Raw genomic sequence first — 16,099 nt, forward strand, 5'->3', positions numbered from 1 at the left:
AAGTCGCCAATGTCTACATGTCTGTCAACCGCGAAATGGAGACGGATATGCTCGCCTTATTTCAAACCATTGATCTGGCTTTGAATCTTTATACCTGGGTGCTGATCGCCAGCGCCATTTTTTCATGGCTCTATGCATTCAATGTCATCAATTCGAGCAACCAGTTCGTCAACTCGGTCGGAAGTTTCCTCTATGCGGTCACCGAGCCGGCGCTCCGTCCGATCCGGCGCGTGCTGCCCGATCTCGGCGGCATCGACATTTCGCCGATCATTCTGCTGCTGATCATCTTCTTCTTCCGTTCGCTGATGTGGAACACGCTTTATCCGCTCGTCGGCCGGTGAGCGAAGCCTGGCAGGTTCTTGCCGATCATGTGAGATTATCGGTGCGGCTCACGCCCAATGGTGGGCGTGATGCGATCGACGGATTGGAGATAGGTGCCGATGGCGAGGCCTATCTCAAGGCGCGCGTCTCTGCCGTGCCGGAAAAGGGCAAAGCCAACAAGGCACTGATCGCACTCATCGCCAAGAGCCTCAGTATCTCCAAATCCTCGGTCAGCCTGATTTCCGGCGACACTGCGCGTAAAAAAATCCTCCGGATCGATGGCGACCCGGAGGATTTGATAGGCAAGCTGAACGCTATAGCGAAGGGCTGATCACTTCGCCTTCTTGGCGCGCTCGATAGCTTCGAGAATGAGCTCGCCGGCTTCCTTGGAGCCCTTCCAGCCGTAGATCTTCACCCACTTGCCGGGCTCTAGATCCTTGTAGTGCTCGAAGAAATGCTCGATCTGCTTCACCGTGATTTCCGGCAGGTCGGTATATTCCCTGACCTTCTCGTAGCGCAGCGTCAGCTTCGGCGAGGGAACGGCAATGATCTTTTCGTCCTTGCCGGAATTGTCTTCCATCATCAGCACGCCGATCGGGCGAACGTTGATGACGCAGCCGGGAACCAGCGGGCGGGTGCTGGCGATCAGCACGTCAATCGGGTCGCCGTCTTCGGAGAGCGTGTGCGGGACAAAGCCGTAATTGCCCGGATAGGTCATCGGCGTGTAGAGGAAACGGTCGACGACTAGCGTGCCGGCGTCCTTGTCCATTTCATACTTGATCGGATGACCGCCGACCGGAACTTCAACGATGACGTTGACGTCTTCGGGCGGGTTCTTGCCAATGGAAATCGCGTCGATGCGCATGCGTCTCCCCTAATAAGGATGGTTGCTGCCAGCCAAATAATCGGAATCATGACGCAACGCAACAAGGCATTGGGACGGTGCGGGATTTTAATCGATTGTCGCAGCGGGCGGCTTAACGCATGTCGCGCAAAAGTGCGCAGCGGTTTTGCGATAACGACATGCGCAAAATCAAGAGCCTAAAGCGCAAAGAGCGAGTCTGAAAGACCGCGACACGCTTTAGGGCCAGACGAAGCCGATTTTCTTGAGCTGCTTGCGGTCGAAGGTCTCGATGCCCTCGCAGAAATCCGCGCCGCCTTGGCCGCGATAGAAGCGGTCGGCATTCTCGTTTTCCTCGAGGCACCAGACGACCAACCCCTTGCAGCCGAGTGACTTCAGGAGCCGGCGCGCTTCGCCGAAGAGAAGCCGGCCAAGGCCGATGCCCTGATATTCCGGGCGAAGATAGAGTTCGTAGATCTCGCCTTCCTGAGGCAGCGCACGGGCACGGTTGAGGCCGAGCGTGGCGTAGCCGGCGATCTCGCCCGCGACATCGAGAACCAGAAGTGTCGCCGGGCCGCTGGTCGCCTTGCGCCACCAGGCTTCGCCGCGGCGCTCGATCATCTGGCTGAGCGCGCGATGCGGAATGATGCCAGTATAGGCGTACTGCCACGACTGGCGGTGCACCTCGGAAATGGCCCGGGCATCATGCGGTTCGGCCCGCCGAACATCGATCGACAACGTCTTCATAACGTCTACTCTGGTCCCGCCAGCGAAAATTAACCATCCACAAATCATGCGGACAGATGATTTGCCCACAGTCTTTACCTGTGGACGACTGCTGAAAATTAACGCCTTTTTAACCTTTGCGACAAGGGCTCAAAAATCGAACACACAAAATAAAACCCCGGCACAGGGGCCGGGGTCAATTCGTCCGAAGCGGTACAAGTCGCTCTATTATGCGTAGCGAGCCTTCTCGAAACGCTTACGTTCGTTGGGATCGAGGTACATTTTGCGCAGGCGGATCGACTTCGGCGTGACTTCGACCAGCTCGTCGTCCTGGATCCAGGAGAGTGCGCGGTCGAGCGTCATGCGGATCGGCGGCGTCAGCTTCACGGCTTCGTCCTTGCCTGCGGCGCGGATGTTGGTGAGCTTCTTGCCCTTCAGCACGTTCACTTCGAGGTCGTTGTCGCGGGAGTGAATGCCGATGATCATGCCGGCATAGACCTTCTCGCCGGCGTCGATGATCATCGGGCCGCGGTCTTCCAGGTTGAACAGGGCATAGGCAACGGCTTCGCCGGCTTCGTTGGCAAGCAGCACGCCGTTGACGCGGCCGCCGATTTCGCCCTTGTACGGCTGGTAGTCATGGAACAGACGGTTCATGACGGCGGTGCCGCGCGTATCCGTCAGCAGTTCCGACTGGTAACCGATCAGGCCACGGGTCGGCGCGAAGAACACGAGGCGGACGCGATTGCCGCCGGACGGACGCAGCTCGGCCATTTCGGCCTTGCGCTCCGACATCTTCTGCACAACGATACCGGAATGCTCTTCGTCGACGTCGATCACGACTTCTTCGATCGGCTCGAGCAACTGGCCGCTCTCATCCTTGTGCATGACGACGCGCGGACGCGAGACGGCAAGCTCGAAGCCTTCGCGGCGCATGGTTTCGATCAGAACGGCGAGCTGCAATTCGCCGCGGCCGGATACGTAAAACGAGTCCTTGCCTTCGGCTTCTTCGATTTTCAGCGCAACGTTGCCTTCGGCTTCCTTGAACAGGCGGTCGCGGATAACGCGCGAGGTGACCTTGTCGCCTTCGGTGCCGGCATAGGGACTGTCGTTGACGATAAAGGACATGGTGACGGTCGGCGGATCGATCGGCTGCGCGACGAGCGGCTCGCTAACCTGCGGGTCGCAGAAGGTGTCAGCGACCGTGCCCTTGGAAAGGCCGGCGATGGCGACGATGTCACCTGCCTGCGCTTCTTCGATCGGCTGACGCTCGATGCCGCGGAAGGCGAGGATCTTGGAGATACGGCCGGTTTCGATGAGGTTGCCGTCAGCGCCCAGAACCTTGACGGCCTGGTTCGGCTTGATCGAGCCGGAATGGATGCGGCCGGTGATAATGCGGCCGAGGAAGGGGTTGGCTTCCAGGATAGTGCCGATCATGCGGAACGGGCCTTCGCCGACGGTCGGCTCCGGAACGTGCTTGACGACGAGATCGAGCAGCGGCGCCAGACCTTCATCCTTCGGACCTTCCGGCGAATAGTTCATCCAGCCGTTACGGCCGGAGCCGTAGAGGATCGGGAAGTCGAGCTGCTCGTCGGTGGCGTCGAGATTGGCGAAGAGATCGAAGACTTCGTTGATGACTTCATCGGCGCGGGCATCCGGGCGGTCGATCTTGTTGATCGCAACGATCGGGCGAAGACCGACCTTCAGCGCCTTGCCGACGACGAACTTGGTTTGCGGCATCGGGCCTTCGGCAGCGTCGACGAGAACGATCGCGCCGTCCACCATCGACAGGATGCGCTCAACTTCACCGCCGAAGTCGGCGTGGCCGGGAGTGTCGACGATGTTGATGCGGGTATCCTTCCAGACGACCGAGGTCGCCTTGGCGAGAATGGTAATGCCGCGTTCCTTTTCCAGATCGTTCGAGTCCATGACGCGTTCGGCAACGCGCTGGTTCTCGCGGAAGGAGCCGGACTGCTTCAGAAGCTCGTCAACGAGGGTGGTTTTCCCATGGTCAACGTGCGCGATGATCGCGATGTTGCGAAGTGCCATAATCTTGTATCTCTGAGGCTGAGGCGCTGTAAAAAATGAACACGCCAATTACGTTTGGCGCGCTCATACCCTTTTTTTCGCGTTTGCGAAAGGGGGGAGGCAAGAAAGCCGCGGCAAGCCTCCTTTGGGCATCATGAACACATCAACCTGTGTGTACGCAGTCGCCTTGGTCCTGATTCCGCGAATCCCTAGGCAGCGCGCTTCAGCAACCACGCATCATGATCCATCAGGAAGACTTTGAGACGATCGGGATAGTCGTGCGTCACCGCATCTCGCACGCTTTGCCGTGATGCCAATTCTGCACGCCATGCCGTGACACGCGGAAGCGCATCGAATATGCCGGTCGGTATGATGGTGTCGAACACGTCAAAATAACGGAAGATCGGTGCGAACACCGCATCGACCAAGCTGAAGGCTCCGCCAGCGAAAAATGGTCCGTGGTTCAGTTCGGTCTCAACACGACCGAACTTTTCGATCAGCGCTTTGCGCGTAGCCTCATAGGTCCGTTCATCTTTGGCGGTCTCAAAACCCCACAAATCCGAAAGGACGGAGGAGCCGAACTCGACCCAGCCGCGATGCCGGGCACGAGCCAGCGGATTTGCCGGATGGAGCTTGGCACCCGATTGGGTTTCCTCGAGATATTCGCAGATCACGGCACTCTCGAACAACACTGTTTCTGTCCCGTCGCCTTCCGTCACGATCAGGAGGGGCACCTTGCCGAGCGGAGAAATGGCGAGAAACCAATCGGGCTTTGCCGACAGATCGACATAACGGAGCTCGAACGGCACGGCCTTCTCAGTAAGCGTGATGACGGCCCGCTGAACGTAGGGGCAAAGATGGTGGCTGACGAGGGTCAACTTTGCGTCGAACATGATCAAATCTCCTATTGTCTGCCCCAGCGAACGGGGCCGGAAATATCTCCATCTGATGTAGATGTAGTTGCATCTATATCCGCGCTTGCCAAATTGGTCAATATAGATGTAATTGCATCTATGTCCAATTTCGAATCCCCACAGCCCTCCCCAGCCATCACTCGAGCATGGGTGCGCCTTATGCGCACTCAGCAAATCGTCCTTGCGGCGATCGAGCAGGACTTGAAAGCGGCTGGCCTGCCGCCGCTCGGTTGGTATGACGTGCTGCTGGAATTGACACGGGCGGCGGACGGCAGACTGCGGCCCTACGAGATTGAGGAGCGCACGCTCCTAGCCCAACACAATCTGTCTCGCCTTCTCGACCGCATGGAAAAGGCTGGTTTTGTTCACCGTGAGATATTTTCGGAGGATGGCCGAGGCCGCTGGGTGGTTATCACCGAGGCAGGAATTGCCATGCGGAGCCACATGTGGACTGTTTATGCCTCGGCGCTTCAACGCCATCTGGGTGACAAGCTGGACGACACCCAAGCCGATCAATTGAGCGAGCTGTTAGCTCTGCTCTCGCGCAGATCCTGATTTACCCGGCAAAATCAATCAATCAGACGCTGCCGCACACATCGGCCGCGAAAGTTGACCTTTCGCGACTGACTTTGCGACATACCGAAAGCAAGGATCAGGCCGCTAGCCCCTTCTTCTTCAGCATCGCATCCGGGCTCGGTAGCTTGCCGCGGAAGGCCTTATAGGCATCTTCCGGATCGATTGAGCCGCCAACGGAATAGATATTTGCCTTCAGCTTTCCGGCCATATCCGAATTGAAGGCGTCGCCGGTTTCCTCAAATGCGGCGAAGGCGTCGGCATCCAGCACTTCCGACCACATGTAGGAATAATAGCCGGCCGAATAGCCGTCGCCGGAAAACACATGCTGGAAATGCGGCGTGGCGTGGCGCATGACGATCGAATTCGGCATGCCGATGTCCGAGAGCACTTCGGCCTGCACCGCCATCGGGTCTTCGACCGCGCCACGCGTGTGAAACGCCATATCGACGAGCGCCGAGGAGGTGAATTCCACCGTGTTGAAGCCGGCATTGAAGGTGCGGGCGGCAAGAATCTTGTCGAGCAAAGCCTGCGGCATCGGCGCACCGGTCTCGTAGTGCACGGCATATTCCTTGAGGATTGCCGGTACGGTCAGCCAATGTTCGTAGAGTTGCGACGGCAGCTCGACGAAATCGCGGGAAACGCCGGTGCCCGACACCGATGGATAGGTGACGTTCGAGAGCATTCCGTGTAGGGCATGGCCGAATTCGTGGAATAGCGTGCGGGCGTCATCGAGCGACAGCAGCGCCGGCTTGCCCTCCGCCGGCTTGGCGAAATTGCAGACATTATAGATGATCGGCAGTTCTCCGACATGGCCATTCTTCAGCGGCAATTTATGCTGCGATTGAAACGAACTCATCCAAGCGCCGGAACGCTTGGAGCTACGGGCGAAATAATCGCCGAGGAACAGCGCCACCAGCCTGTCCGAGCGATCGCGGATCTCGAAAACGCGCACGTCGGGATGATAGGCAGGAACGCCCTTCTGCTCGACGGCGCGGACGCCGAAAAGGCGGCCGGCAACATCGAAGCAGGCCGCGATGATCTTTTCGAGCTGCAGATAGGGCTTCAGCTCCGTCTCGGAGAAATCGAACTTTCGTGTCCTGATCTTCTCGGCATAGTGCCGCCAATCCCAGGGCATGACCTCATGATTGCGGCCTTCCTCGGCAATCAGCGCGGCGATATCGCGTTCTTCCTCGCGAGCGCGCTCCACCGCTTTCGCCCAGACCGTCCTCAGTAGTTGGTTCACCGCCTCCGGAGTCTTGGCCATGGTGTTGTCGAGCTTCAGTTCGGCATAATTGCCGTAGCCGAGCAGTTCGGACTTCTCGGCTCTCAGCGCCAGCGTCTCCTTGATGATCGTGCGGTTATCCGTCTGGCCACCATTGGCGCCGCGCGCCACCCATGCCTTGAACGCCTGCTCGCGTAGATCCCGACGCTCGGACGAAGCCAGAAAGGGCTCGATAATGGAACGCGACAGAGTGACGGCAAATTTGCCCTCTTCCCCGCGCTCCCGCGCCGCCGCGGCCATCGCATCCCTCAGGAAATCGGGAAGGCCGGCAAGATCGGATTCTTCGGAGAGGATCAATGCCCAGCCCTTTTCGTCGGCAAGGACATTCTGTCCGAACTGTGCGCCGAGGCCCGCCAGCTTCTCGTTGATCTCCGCGAGCCGTTCCTGCTCTGCCTTCGCCAGCTTGGCGCCCGATTTCACGAAACCTTTCCAATGCCGTTCCAGCATGCGGGTCTCTTCCACCGTCAGGCCTAGGTCCTCACGCGCTTCCCACAGCGCATCGATGCGGGCGAAAAGCGCGGCATTCATGCCGATCTTCGAATAATGCCGCGACATCTTCGGCGCGATCTCACGCTCCAACGCCTGGATCACCTCGTTGGTATGCGCCCCAGCCCTGTTCCAGAACAGAGCGGAGACCCGCGACAGCTCGTCACCGGCGATTTCGAGCGCGGTAACGGTGTTGGCAAAAGTCGGCGCCTCGACATTGTCAGCGATCGTATCGATCTCCGCATCGTGAGCTGCAAGAGCAGCGTCAAAGGCAGGCGCGAAGTCGGCGTCCTTCACGGCATCGAAACGCGGCAATCCCTGATGTCCGGTCCATTCGACGAGCGCTGGGTTGAGGACGGTTTGGGAAGACATGCAAGGGATCCTTTCGGCAGGCATCTGATCGAAGCACGATATAAGACCCTCTCCGCCAAATTGGTATGGCGAGGGCGGAACAAAAAAGAGGAATGGTCAGGCCTTGCGCCAGCCGAGCAGGCCAGGCGCCGCATGCCACAACGCCTGAGCCGCAAAGCCCATGAACAGCACGCCGGAACAGCGCACGATCAGCCGCTCATGCGCACGGTAGAAACGCCGGACAGCACCCGCCCCGATAACGCCGATGAGGATGATGTCGGCCGTGACGAAGCCGACGAAAGAAACGGTGAGCAGCAGCGGCAACGCACTGAACGTCAATGCACCAGCCGAACCGGCCACCAGCGCGGTAAATGTTGCCAGCGCCACGGGATATCCTTTCGGATTGGTGACGCCGAAGATCAGGCCACGCCGGAAGGGACGATCGACATTCAGCAAGGCCTTGCCATCCTTCTTCGGCTTGGCCGTGAAGGCATTCCAGCCGATCCAGGCTAGATAGAAACCGCAGAGCAAGCCGAGCACGTCGAATACGACGGTACCGATAGTTTTTGCGCCAATGATTGCAACCAAAGCGAGCGAAGACCAAACGATGTCCCCGACCAAATGACCGCTTACGAAGAGGGCGCCAGCCTTGCGCCCCTGCCCTGCGCCGATGCCGAGCAGTGCCAGGAAAGCTGGTCCGGGAATGAGCACGTAGAACAGCGCCGCCAAAAAGGCGCCGACGAGAAGTGATTGCGTCATATTGGAAGTTCCCGCTGGTGATCGCGACAGATTAATCACGCATCGAATCGGGTCAAGCTAAACGAGTCCCTTGAAAAAGGAAGAATCCGTTGAATTTGGGGGGCGAAATCACTAAAGATTGATCGGGGCCTAAAAACAAAGCGTAAGTAGGGAAGCGCTTATGAGCAGCAGGATAGATACGGATTCGCTTGCCTTTCTGGTGGCGGATTGCGCCCGATTGATGCGAGCGGCCTTTGAGCGGCGCATTATGGTCGCGGGATTGGGTTTGACGGCGGGTGAAGCGCGCACGCTGATCCAGGTCGCCGCCGTCAATGGCAGCCGACAACTCGATATTGCCACGCGGATGGGGCTGGAGCCGATGACGGTCAGCGCCTTCCTCGACAAGTTGCAGGCCCGAGGCCTGATCGAGCGTCAGCCCGATCCGCTCGACCGCCGCGCCAAACGCATCGTGCTGTCGGAGGCGGCCGGTGCCAAGCTGAAGCAGATCGGTTGCGAGATCTACGCAGTGGAAAAGGATGCGATGCAAGGCTTCGATCACGGCCTGCAGGATGAGCTCCATCATGCGCTCCGCGCGTTCCGCAGCAATCTGCAGAATGCGGAGCTGCCGGCAGAGATGGAACGCGAATTGAGGGCCGCCGAGTAATCCGGCCCTTTTCTATCCAAAAATAAAAACCCGCCTCCGACAATCGGAAGCGGGTTCGTATTTCATCGCGAAGCTGATTACTTCGACAGATTGCGCTTGCCGAGCGTGCGCAGACGCAACGCGTTGAGCTTGATGAAGCCTGCCGCATCCTTCTGGTCGTAGGCGCCCTGGTCGTCTTCGAAAGTGACGAGCTTGTCGGAATAGAGCGACTTCGGGCTTTCGCGGCCGATGACCATGACATTGCCCTTGTAGAGTTTCAGCGTCACTTCGCCTTCGACATGCTCCTGGCTCTTGTCGATCAGCGCCTGCAGCATCTCGCGCTCCGGCGAGAACCAGAATCCGTAATAGATCAGCTCGGCATAACGCGGCATCAGCTCATCCTTGAGATGAGCGGCACCGCGATCGAGCGTGATGGATTCGACGGCGCGGTGGGCGGCGAGCAGGATCGTGCCGCCGGGGGTCTCGTAGACGCCGCGCGACTTCATGCCGACATAACGGTTCTCGACAAGGTCGAGGCGACCAATACCGTTGTCACGCCCGTAATTGTTGAGCGTTGCGAGCAGTGTTGCCGGGCTCATGCGCTCACCGTTGATCGAAACGGCATCGCCCTTTTCGAAGCCGACCTTGATGATCGTCGCCTTGTCGGGAGCGGCCTCCGGCGAGATCGTGCGCATGTGCACATATTCCGGCGCTTCCTGTGACGGGTCTTCCAGAACCTTGCCCTCGGACGAGGAGTGCAGCAGGTTGGCATCGACGGAGAACGGCGCCTCGCCCTTCTTGTCCTTGGCAACCGGAATCTGGTGCTTCTCGGCAAATTCGAGCAGGTCGGTGCGGCTCTTGAACGACCAGTCGCGCCATGGCGCGATGATCTTGATGTCGGGATTCAGCGCATAGGCCGACAATTCGAAACGGACCTGGTCGTTGCCCTTGCCGGTCGCGCCATGGGCAATCGCATCGGCGCCGGTCTTCTTGGCAATATCGATCAGGTGCTTGGAGATCAGCGGCCGGGCAATCGACGTACCGAGTAGGTAGACGCCTTCATAAACGGCGTTGGCGCGGAACATCGGGAACACGAAATCGCGCACGAATTCTTCGCGCACGTCCTCGATATAGATTTCCTTGATGCCGAGCATCTCGGCCTTCTTGCGCGCCGGCTCCAGCTCTTCGCCCTGGCCGAGATCGGCGGTGAAGGTGACGACTTCTGCGCCGAGCTCCGTCTGCAGCCACTTCAGGATAATCGAGGTGTCGAGACCGCCGGAATAGGCGAGAACGACTTTCTTCACGTTTTTATGTGATGCCATGGTGATGAGGTCCGTTTCAGTGCGAGCTCGCGGAGACGCCCCGCAAAGCCTTTGTCGCGGCACTTTTAGCGAGATTATCGCGAGGCGCAAGGGGAAGCGCCGTGGAGTGTGTAGCAGAGCGAGCTCAGAGGTGTGCGCCGATATTCATCCGCTGATGCAGGATGCGAACGATCGTAATCGTCTGGGCGGCGTCTTTGTAGATAATGAAGTGTGAGCCGGAGACCAAAGCGAGATAGTCGGGTTTGATACCACCAACCTTACGACCGCGCGCAATGCCCTTTACCAAAGCATGACAACGATCACGCAGAGCGAAGACATAATCCTCCGCCTGCTCGTAACCCCATTTTTCCTCGGTATAATCGTAGATTTGATCGATGTCGGACGCTGCCTTGGGCAAGAAGACCAATTTCTTCATTGCTGATTGCGCAACTTTCGCTTTCCTTCGATAAATCCGTCGAAGTCAAACTCCTCCGGCTCTCCCGAAGCCTCGCCTTCAGCAATAGCGGCCGCAATGGCTTCTATTTCCGCCCGGCTGCGCAATAGCTTCAGCGCGGCGTCGATCACCTCGCTAGGCGAACCGTAGTGGCCATGGCTGATCTGCTCGCCGATGAATGCCTCCATCTGCTCGTCGATCTCTACGGACACATGCTTTGTCACAGCGCGACCTCCGGCGGTTTGACTTGGCTTTCGAAAGTACCATATTCGGCGGCGACCAAACAATGCTGGGGAGGGCGCCGCTCGTGACCGATATCAAAGAGATTTTCAAGAAAGCCAATGTTGCCGTCATCACTGGCGGCGCCTCTGGGATCGGCCTTGCCGCGGCGAAATATTTCGCAAGGCTTGGCATGAGCGTCGCCATCGCCGATCTCGGCGGTGATCGGCTGGCCGAGGCACGCGCCGAGCTTGAGGCAATCGCCGGCGAAGACCAGATCATGGCCGTCGAAACCGACGTTGCTCGGAAGGAGTCCCTCGAAGCTCTTGAACGCGCCGTCCTGCAGCGTTTCGGCCGGGTGCATGTGCTGATGAACAATGCCGGCATCGGGCCGGAAACCTCGATCTTCAGCGCGCAGGCCGGTTGGGACAATATTCTCGGCGTCAATCTGCTGGGGGTCATCAATGGCACGCGCACTTTTGGTCCCGGTATGCTGGCCCACGGCGAGCCTGGCCTGATCATCAATACCGGCTCGAAGCAGGGCATCACCACGCCGCCCGGAAACCCCGCCTACAATGTCTCCAAAGCCGGCGTGAAAGTCTTCACCGAGGCGCTGCAGCACGAGCTGCGCAACACTGCGGGCTCGAAGATTTCCGCGCATCTCCTCATCCCCGGCTTCGTCTTCACCGGCCTGACCAAGGGCGAGCGCCAAGAAAAGCCGGCAGGCGCCTGGACAGCGGAACAGACGGTCGATTTCATGGTCGAGAGCCTGCAACGCGGCGACTTCTACATCCTCTGCCCGGACAATGATGTTGCACGGCCGACGGACGAGCGCCGCATGCTCTGGGCCGCAGGCGATATCATCGAAAACCGCCCGCCGCTATCGCGCTGGCATCCCGATTACGCCGAGAAGTTCAAGGCATTCCTGGAAAAGAAGGATTGATTGGCAAAGCTCAGAAAGCCGGATAAAAACGTTGATCCTTTTATCCGGCTTTCGGAGCATGCCATGGACTTCATACCCAGCCTGCCGACCCTTCTTGCTTTCTCGGCCGCAAGCCTGCTGCTGGCGGCCACCCCCGGCCCCGATATGACCCTGTCGATCAGCCGTGCACTGGCGCAGGGCAAGAAGGCAGCGCTCTTCGTGGTCCTCGGCACCAGCCTTGGCATCGTCGTGCATACGTTTCTGGTGGCTTTCGGCGTTTCGGCGCTGATTACCGCCTCGCCGCTCGCCTTCACCGTGCTGAAGACCGGTGGCGCTGCCTATTTGCTGTGGCTGGCGATCCAAGCGATCCGTTTCGGCTCCAGCCTGTCGGTCAAGAAGGTCGATATGGCAAAGGGCACGCCGATCGCCAATGTCTCCACGGGTTTCTGGGTGAACCTGCTCAATCCGAAGGTCATCATCTTCTTCATGACCTTCCTGCCGCAGTTCGTCACGGCGGGTGATCCGGCCGTCACGCAAAAGCTTCTGTTCCTGGGCTTCTTCTTCATCGTGATCGGCATGCCGGTCAACACGCTCGTCGTCCTTGCCGCCGATAGTCTGTCGACGTGGCTGCAAAAGAACCGCGGCGTCATGCGTGGCCTCGACTATGTCTTTGCGAGCGTCTTTTCGCTCTTCGCCGTGAAGATCTTCCTCACCCATTCCCGCTGAGAATGGGGCCGCGACCAGCAAACCGGCCGGCGATCCACCAGTAGACGGTGGCGCTGGCGATGCCCAAGAAGGCAAAGCAAACGACGATGGTGATCAGATTGAGGGTCTGCGGCCGTTCGACGCCCCCCGAGATCAGAACGGATGCCGACGCTGACAGTATGGCGCCGTAGATGGCATAACCGTACCAGCGGCGCATGCCGCGCCATTCGAAAATCGCAATGACGACAAGCGATGGCAGGACGCTGACGATCATTGCGAGCTTGGTCAGCGCAACGGTAAGCACGAAGAGCTCGGGGGCGGCAGTTCCTGGCATCGTCCAGGCGGCAACGCAAGCCAGCACGAAGCCCATCAGAACACAGGCCCCGAGATAGCCCCACAGGAGCCGCATCGGCCTACGCAAACCGAGAAGCACCGATCTCAATCCTCGCCATGGTTGGCGATCATCATGGCTTCGAAAGCCAGCCGTTCGGTCTTGCGCATGCGCTCCGACTCCGACTTCAACTGACCGCAGGCGGCCAGAATGTCTCGGCCGCGCGGCGTGCGGATCGGCGAGGCGTAACCGGCCGAATTGATGAAATCGGCAAATTTCTCGATCTGCTCCCAGTCGGAACACTGGTAGTTCGTGCCCGGCCACGGATTGAAGGGGATGAGATTGATCTTAGCCGGAATGCCCTTCAGGAGCTGGATGAGCCCTTTGGCGTCCTCAAGGCTGTCGTTGACGCCCTTCAGCATCACATATTCGAAGGTGATGCGACGCGCGTTCGAAAGGCCGGGATAGGCGCGGCAGGCGTCCATCAATTCCTTCAGCGGATATTTCTTGTTGATCGGCACCAGCATGTCGCGCAGATCGTCGCGCACCGCATGCAGCGAGATCGCCAGCATGACGCCGATCTCCTCGCCGGTCCGATAAATTTCCGGTACGACGCCTGAGGTCGAAAGCGTGATACGGCGCTTGGAGAGCGACAGGCCGTCGCCATCGGAGGCGATCAGCAGCGCCGTCTTGACGCTGTCGAAATTATAGAGCGGCTCGCCCATGCCCATCATGACGATATTGCTGACCTTGCGACCTTCGGCGGGCATGATTGTCCCCTGCGGCGCCTCGCGATCCGGGAAATCGCCGAGGCGGTCGCGCGCCAGTAGGAGCTGCGACAGGATCTCCTCCGCCGTCAGGTTGCGGACGAGACGCTGCGTGCCGGTGTGACAGAAGGAACAGGTGAGCGAACAGCCGACCTGGCTGGAAATGCAAAGCGTGCCGCGGCCCTCTTCCGGAATATATACGGTTTCCACCTCGACCGGCCGGCCGGCGCCCCGCGGCGGGAAGCGCAGCAACCATTTGCGGGTGCCATCATTGGAGACCTGCTCCTCGACGATTTCGGGACGGGCGATGGTGAAATGCGTCTTCAGCATTTCCCGCATGTCCTTCGACACATTCGCCATGGCATCGAAGTCGGAGACGCCGCGCACATAGATCCAGTTCCAGAGCTGGCTGACGCGCATCTTGATCTGCTTGTCGGCAACACCCTTTTCCTTGAGCGCCGCACCCATCTCCTCGCGCGTCAAGCCGATCAGCGAGGGCTTCGGCGAAAGCTCGACCGGCTGCGACACGGGCATCGGCTTCAGCTTGGATGGGGTTATGACATCGATCGCAGGCATAGGATCATTCCAATGGTTCATATCGGCGATGCCCCAAAAGCCGGAAAGCTACGGGCGCGGGCAAGGCACTGAGATCAGAAGGTTCATCTGGTAGCGGGACAGGAAATTGCAATTACACCGCTCGTCGGCGCGGCCTTTAGCATTAATTTCGGCCCGCGTCATCCCTCTTGAAGAAAGACGAAAGGCCAGCCATCCAGGCCGGCCTCATCGCTTTGGTTTCGACGGAAACGCCGATCACTTTGACGTGATCGAGACATCATTGACCTTACTTGCAGCTTTCGATCTGCTTCAGCGCAGCGCTGACGCCCTTCAGGGAGTAGGTGTAGGACGTGCCGGTGCCTTTCTTCGAAGTGGCGGTGACCTTCAGCGAATGGCCGGACTTCAGCGCTGCGACAAGTGCCGGCTCCTGCGCGGCATTCTCGACCCAGGCGGCCTTGTCCTTGGTGAACATCACGAAAGTCTTGTTGTCGATGACGACATCAACCTTGGAATTTTCCTTGAGCGGATAGCCCATCATCGCCTGCGGTTCGTAGGAGATGTTCTGACCCGGACGCTGGGAAACGATGAAGAAGTTGTCGCCATGGTCGATGCCCGAAGCCGGCAACTTTGCCGTCGGCACCGAAAGGACGTAGCAGACCTTGCCGGCGCCGGACTGGTAGGAATAGGCGCCCCAGGCATCGAACTGCTGGATGCGTGTCGGAGCTGCCGGTGCTGCCGCCTGCGCCTGGGCGGGCGCTGCCTGCTTCTTGGTCTTGGTCTGCGCGGATGCGATACCGGTGCCGGCCAGAACGAGCGAGAGGGCGATTGCGAAGCTTTTTACAAACATGGTTTCCTGCCGATTTCTTGCGGTCCAGAGCTCGAGGCGATTTAAATAACGCACGCCTATGCTCGTGAGCTGCCCTATTTTGACTTTATTTAGGTTACCAAACCGTCAACGGGCGGTGATTGCCCCCGATCTGTGCCGTTTCAACCCAAGTGGGCCGGGCCTGAAATGCATCAGGAGGAATTGGAAAACCCGGATGGCGGAACACCACCCTATGGGATCGATTTAAGACAGAAAGATTCAGGCAAGAGTTTGACCTCTCTAAAATCAGGAAGACCTCATAAAGGTCTGGAAACCCGGCAGGAATCCCGCCGGCGTCCATGAGACGGGACTTAAGCCGTTTTTACGGCCTCGGGCTCGTTGGCGAGGGCCCGGTCGGCGGCGTCATAATGCTCCTGGCGGATGTGGCTTTGAATCATGCCGAAGGCGAGCGTCAGCACCGCAACATCATCCGAAAAGCCGATAACGGCGAAGAAGTCGGGGATGATGTCGACCGGCATGACGAAATAGCCAAGCGCGGCCAGCAGAATGCCGCGAACGCGTGTCGGTGTCTGCGGATCGAGCGCACAATAGAAAGCCGCAACGACGTCGCGCGAAAACGGGATATACCGCGCCGCCTTGCGCAAGGTCGGCCAGAACTTGCTGCGCACCGACTTCTCCTGCCGTTCTTGTGTCTCTTCGTCACCAGGCATCAGGATTTCCCCATACTTGATGTCATCCATTCCACGTCATCCCTGTAGGAAGCCCTTTGCCGGGCCGCATAAACATATGGTGATCGGCACCAGCTATTCAATCGGCTCGCCGTGCCGCCGCCTTTTCCATCGCCTTGGCAAGTTTGATGTCCTGTTCCGTCAGGCCGCTCGCGTCATGCGTCGTCAGGTTTACGTCGACGCGGGAATAGACGTTGAACCATTCAGGATGGTGATTGAGCTTCTCCGCCGCGAGAGCCGCCTCCGTCATGAAGCCGAAAGCTTCGACGAAATTGCGGAATTTGAAGCTCTTCGACATCGAAAGGCGATCGGCGGCCAACGTCCAGCCGCTAAGGCCAGCCAGGTTTTCATCGATTGCCGCCGGTTCCAGCTTTTCGTATTTCATAGC

Annotated in this window: 20 protein-coding genes; 6 read left to right on the forward strand and 14 right to left on the reverse strand. The window is 58.9% G+C overall.

Features of this window, described 5'->3' with window-relative positions; all coding sequences use genetic code 11:
- Nucleotides 1–47: 47 nt before the first annotated feature.
- A complete protein-coding gene (locus QDY28_RS24370; protein ID WP_028751312.1) occupies nt 48–341 on the forward strand; it encodes a YggT family protein in 294 nt (97 codons plus the stop codon).
- The gene (locus tag QDY28_RS24375; protein ID WP_331384066.1) at nt 338–652 is read left to right on the forward strand and encodes a DUF167 domain-containing protein; all 315 of its coding nucleotides are present in this window, start codon (nt 338–340) and stop codon (nt 650–652) included. The genes QDY28_RS24370 and QDY28_RS24375 overlap by 4 nt, the downstream gene beginning before the upstream one ends.
- On the opposite strand, the gene ppa is transcribed toward QDY28_RS24375, so the two are convergent.
- From ppa to QDY28_RS24395, 4 genes are all read right to left on the reverse strand, one after another.
- A complete protein-coding gene (ppa, locus tag QDY28_RS24380) occupies nt 653–1,186 on the reverse strand; it encodes an inorganic diphosphatase (RefSeq protein WP_028751314.1) in 534 nt (177 codons plus the stop codon).
- 216 nt (nt 1,187–1,402) lie between these two features.
- Entirely contained in the window at nt 1,403–1,909 is a 507-nt protein-coding gene (locus QDY28_RS24385) for a GNAT family N-acetyltransferase (RefSeq protein ID WP_028751315.1), read from the reverse strand.
- Between the two features lie 207 nt (nt 1,910–2,116).
- Nucleotides 2,117–3,934 carry a translational GTPase TypA gene (gene typA / locus QDY28_RS24390; protein WP_331384067.1) on the reverse strand — a complete coding sequence of 606 codons (1,818 nt, stop codon included), beginning with the start codon at nt 3,932–3,934 and terminating at the stop codon, nt 2,117–2,119.
- A 188-nt stretch (nt 3,935–4,122) separates the two neighbouring features.
- On the reverse strand, nt 4,123–4,806 hold the full coding sequence (locus QDY28_RS24395) for a glutathione S-transferase family protein (protein WP_331384068.1): 684 nt from the start codon (nt 4,804–4,806) through the stop codon (nt 4,123–4,125).
- Between the two features lie 120 nt (nt 4,807–4,926).
- On the opposite strand from QDY28_RS24395, the gene QDY28_RS24400 reads away from it, so the two are divergent.
- Nucleotides 4,927–5,382 (forward strand): MarR family winged helix-turn-helix transcriptional regulator, encoded by a 456-nt coding sequence (locus QDY28_RS24400; RefSeq protein ID WP_331384069.1) that lies wholly within the window; start codon nt 4,927–4,929, stop codon nt 5,380–5,382.
- Nucleotides 5,383–5,479: 97 nt separating this feature from the next.
- Here the strand turns inward: QDY28_RS24400 and QDY28_RS24405 are convergent, their stop codons facing one another.
- A complete protein-coding gene (locus QDY28_RS24405) occupies nt 5,480–7,543 on the reverse strand; it encodes a M3 family metallopeptidase (RefSeq protein ID WP_331384070.1) in 2,064 nt (687 codons plus the stop codon).
- Between the two features lie 96 nt (nt 7,544–7,639).
- Nucleotides 7,640–8,281 (reverse strand): LysE family translocator, encoded by a 642-nt coding sequence (locus QDY28_RS24410; protein WP_331384071.1) that lies wholly within the window; start codon nt 8,279–8,281, stop codon nt 7,640–7,642.
- Between the two features lie 160 nt (nt 8,282–8,441).
- On the opposite strand from QDY28_RS24410, the gene QDY28_RS24415 reads away from it, so the two are divergent.
- Complete coding sequence (locus tag QDY28_RS24415; RefSeq protein WP_028751321.1) at nt 8,442–8,924, forward strand: MarR family winged helix-turn-helix transcriptional regulator; 483 nt, start codon at nt 8,442–8,444, stop codon at nt 8,922–8,924.
- Nucleotides 8,925–9,001: 77 nt separating this feature from the next.
- Here the strand turns inward: QDY28_RS24415 and QDY28_RS24420 are convergent, their stop codons facing one another.
- The 3 genes from QDY28_RS24420 to QDY28_RS24430 all read right to left on the reverse strand — a co-directional run bounded on the left by QDY28_RS24420 (nt 9,002) and on the right by QDY28_RS24430 (nt 10,882).
- Nucleotides 9,002–10,225: an argininosuccinate synthase gene (locus tag QDY28_RS24420; RefSeq protein ID WP_331384072.1), complete on the reverse strand. Its 1,224-nt coding sequence runs from the start codon at nt 10,223–10,225 to the stop codon at nt 9,002–9,004.
- A 124-nt stretch (nt 10,226–10,349) separates the two neighbouring features.
- The gene (locus QDY28_RS24425) at nt 10,350–10,640 is read right to left on the reverse strand and encodes a type II toxin-antitoxin system RelE/ParE family toxin (RefSeq protein ID WP_331384073.1); all 291 of its coding nucleotides are present in this window, start codon (nt 10,638–10,640) and stop codon (nt 10,350–10,352) included.
- The gene (locus QDY28_RS24430) at nt 10,637–10,882 is read right to left on the reverse strand and encodes a type II toxin-antitoxin system ParD family antitoxin (protein WP_331384074.1); all 246 of its coding nucleotides are present in this window, start codon (nt 10,880–10,882) and stop codon (nt 10,637–10,639) included. The genes QDY28_RS24425 and QDY28_RS24430 overlap by 4 nt, the downstream gene beginning before the upstream one ends.
- Nucleotides 10,883–10,965: 83 nt before the next feature.
- On the opposite strand from QDY28_RS24430, the gene QDY28_RS24435 reads away from it, so the two are divergent.
- Together QDY28_RS24435 and QDY28_RS24440 are read left to right on the forward strand one after the other, a co-directional pair.
- Nucleotides 10,966–11,820 (forward strand): SDR family NAD(P)-dependent oxidoreductase, encoded by an 855-nt coding sequence (locus tag QDY28_RS24435; protein ID WP_331384075.1) that lies wholly within the window; start codon nt 10,966–10,968, stop codon nt 11,818–11,820.
- A gap of 63 nt (nt 11,821–11,883) precedes the next feature.
- The gene (locus QDY28_RS24440) at nt 11,884–12,525 is read left to right on the forward strand and encodes a LysE family translocator (RefSeq protein WP_331384076.1); all 642 of its coding nucleotides are present in this window, start codon (nt 11,884–11,886) and stop codon (nt 12,523–12,525) included.
- Here QDY28_RS24440 and QDY28_RS24445 read toward each other — a convergent pair.
- The 5 genes from QDY28_RS24445 to QDY28_RS24465 form a co-directional block, all read right to left on the reverse strand.
- Nucleotides 12,509–12,937 carry a hypothetical protein gene (locus tag QDY28_RS24445; protein ID WP_331384077.1) on the reverse strand — a complete coding sequence of 143 codons (429 nt, stop codon included), beginning with the start codon at nt 12,935–12,937 and terminating at the stop codon, nt 12,509–12,511. The genes QDY28_RS24440 and QDY28_RS24445 overlap by 17 nt on opposite strands.
- 5 nt (nt 12,938–12,942) lie before the next feature.
- Entirely contained in the window at nt 12,943–14,178 is a 1,236-nt protein-coding gene (gene rlmN / locus QDY28_RS24450; protein ID WP_331384078.1) for a 23S rRNA (adenine(2503)-C(2))-methyltransferase RlmN, read from the reverse strand.
- A gap of 265 nt (nt 14,179–14,443) precedes the next feature.
- Nucleotides 14,444–15,004 carry an invasion associated locus B family protein gene (locus tag QDY28_RS24455; protein WP_331384079.1) on the reverse strand — a complete coding sequence of 187 codons (561 nt, stop codon included), beginning with the start codon at nt 15,002–15,004 and terminating at the stop codon, nt 14,444–14,446.
- 329 nt (nt 15,005–15,333) lie between these two features.
- On the reverse strand, nt 15,334–15,723 hold the full coding sequence (locus QDY28_RS24460; RefSeq protein ID WP_331384080.1) for a YkvA family protein: 390 nt from the start codon (nt 15,721–15,723) through the stop codon (nt 15,334–15,336).
- 67 nt (nt 15,724–15,790) lie between these two features.
- Nucleotides 15,791–16,096: a 4a-hydroxytetrahydrobiopterin dehydratase gene (locus tag QDY28_RS24465; protein ID WP_331384081.1), complete on the reverse strand. Its 306-nt coding sequence runs from the start codon at nt 16,094–16,096 to the stop codon at nt 15,791–15,793.
- Nucleotides 16,097–16,099 lie beyond the last annotated feature (3 nt).

It is taken from the genome of Rhizobium sp. BR 362, from assembly GCF_036528765.1.
Classification (GTDB): Bacteria; Pseudomonadota; Alphaproteobacteria; order Rhizobiales; family Rhizobiaceae; genus Rhizobium.

What these genes read in the sequence shown, in the direction of transcription:
- QDY28_RS24455 (WP_331384079.1), bottom strand. Translation starts at nt 15,004, where the DNA reads ATGTTTGTAAAAAGCTTCGCAATCGCCCTCTCGCTCGTTCTGGCCGGC.
- QDY28_RS24420 (WP_331384072.1), bottom strand. Translation starts at nt 10,225, where the DNA reads ATGGCATCACATAAAAACGTGAAGAAAGTCGTTCTCGCCTATTCCGGC.
- QDY28_RS24425 (WP_331384073.1), bottom strand. Translation starts at nt 10,640, where the DNA reads ATGAAGAAATTGGTCTTCTTGCCCAAGGCAGCGTCCGACATCGATCAA.
- ppa (WP_028751314.1), bottom strand. Translation starts at nt 1,186, where the DNA reads ATGCGCATCGACGCGATTTCCATTGGCAAGAACCCGCCCGAAGACGTC.
- QDY28_RS24385 (WP_028751315.1), bottom strand. Translation starts at nt 1,909, where the DNA reads ATGAAGACGTTGTCGATCGATGTTCGGCGGGCCGAACCGCATGATGCC.
- QDY28_RS24465 (WP_331384081.1), bottom strand. Translation starts at nt 16,096, where the DNA reads ATGAAATACGAAAAGCTGGAACCGGCGGCAATCGATGAAAACCTGGCT.
- QDY28_RS24415 (WP_028751321.1), top strand. Translation starts at nt 8,442, where the DNA reads ATGAGCAGCAGGATAGATACGGATTCGCTTGCCTTTCTGGTGGCGGAT.
- QDY28_RS24405 (WP_331384070.1), bottom strand. Translation starts at nt 7,543, where the DNA reads ATGTCTTCCCAAACCGTCCTCAACCCAGCGCTCGTCGAATGGACCGGA.
- rlmN (WP_331384078.1), bottom strand. Translation starts at nt 14,178, where the DNA reads ATGCCTGCGATCGATGTCATAACCCCATCCAAGCTGAAGCCGATGCCC.
- QDY28_RS24410 (WP_331384071.1), bottom strand. Translation starts at nt 8,281, where the DNA reads ATGACGCAATCACTTCTCGTCGGCGCCTTTTTGGCGGCGCTGTTCTAC.
- QDY28_RS24395 (WP_331384068.1), bottom strand. Translation starts at nt 4,806, where the DNA reads ATGTTCGACGCAAAGTTGACCCTCGTCAGCCACCATCTTTGCCCCTAC.
- typA (WP_331384067.1), bottom strand. Translation starts at nt 3,934, where the DNA reads ATGGCACTTCGCAACATCGCGATCATCGCGCACGTTGACCATGGGAAA.
- QDY28_RS24460 (WP_331384080.1), bottom strand. Translation starts at nt 15,723, where the DNA reads ATGGATGACATCAAGTATGGGGAAATCCTGATGCCTGGTGACGAAGAG.
- QDY28_RS24400 (WP_331384069.1), top strand. Translation starts at nt 4,927, where the DNA reads ATGTCCAATTTCGAATCCCCACAGCCCTCCCCAGCCATCACTCGAGCA.
- QDY28_RS24440 (WP_331384076.1), top strand. Translation starts at nt 11,884, where the DNA reads ATGGACTTCATACCCAGCCTGCCGACCCTTCTTGCTTTCTCGGCCGCA.
- QDY28_RS24370 (WP_028751312.1), top strand. Translation starts at nt 48, where the DNA reads ATGCTCGCCTTATTTCAAACCATTGATCTGGCTTTGAATCTTTATACC.